This window comes from Actinomyces sp. ICM39 (genome assembly GCF_000282935.1).
Taxonomy (GTDB): domain Bacteria; phylum Actinomycetota; class Actinomycetes; order Actinomycetales; family Actinomycetaceae; genus Pauljensenia; species Pauljensenia odontolytica_B.
Genome location: NZ_ALCB01000040.1, coordinates 1 through 946 on the forward strand (window position 1 = coordinate 1; position 946 = coordinate 946).

General features: G+C 68.6%; 1 protein-coding gene. It reads right to left on the reverse strand.

The genetic code is table 11. The features are described from left to right. Positions 1-857: serine dehydratase beta chain (locus HMPREF1137_RS02145; protein ID WP_007588385.1), on the reverse strand; the 857-nt coding region annotated here is incomplete at its 3' end. Positions 858-946 lie beyond the last annotated feature (89 nt).

Consider the following 946-nt stretch of genomic DNA (forward strand, 5'->3'; position numbering starts at 1 on the left):
CGCGGCACGTCCAGGCCGCCCGGCAGGATACCCGCCGCGGACGTGCCCGCGTCCACGCAGTCGAACATCGTGTCGGCGATGCGATCCAGGTAGGCGTTGACGGTCTCGCGCGGTCGCACAGCCTCCTCGTTCATGCGCACGAGCTCCGCGATGCTCAGGCCGGACGCGTCGCACGCGGCGAGCAGCTGCGCTCCCGACGCGAATGGGTGCGGCGCGGGAACGTCGATGCCGACGCCCGCCTGGCTCGTCGCGAGCGAAGACACCTCCGGGTTCTGCGGGTCGTCATTCGTCTGAATCATGACGAAGCCGCCGCCCACCGAATAATAGGTGCGCTCCAGGATGACGGTGCGGTCCTCGTCGGAAGCCGTGATCGTCAGCGCGTTCACGTGATAGGGCAGGACCGTGCGCGGCACGAAACGCACGTCCTCGGCGATGTTGAGGGAGACCTGCGTGCCGCTCGGCAGCGTCAGCATGCTCGACGAGGCCAGGGCCGGCAGGATGGACTCCACCGTCTCGATGTCCACCGTCTCCGGGTCGTAGCCCGCCAGGCCGAGGAGGACCGCGCGGTCCGTCGAGTGACCGCGGCCCGTCGCACCCAGCGACCCGAACAGGTCAATCGTGATGTGCGACGGCGGCTTCAGCGTCGTCAGCTCCGTCGTAAACGCCAGGCCCGCTCGCATCGGACCCACCGTGTGCGACGAGGACGGCCCGATACCAATGCGAAACATGTCGAAGACCGACAGCGGGTGCGGCGCATCGTGTGCGGCCACCTCGCCCGAGACGATAGCTGCGGGCGTGGGGCGCGACGGGTCGTACGTCGTAACAGATGTGCCGAGGGCGACGGGGCGAAGATCCATGGGGACTATTGTGCAGCAGCCGCCCGGGGGACTGCCTGTTGTGGCTGTGGTCCCGCCTGATCTCCGGCCGCCGCGTGGCCTGTCTGAAT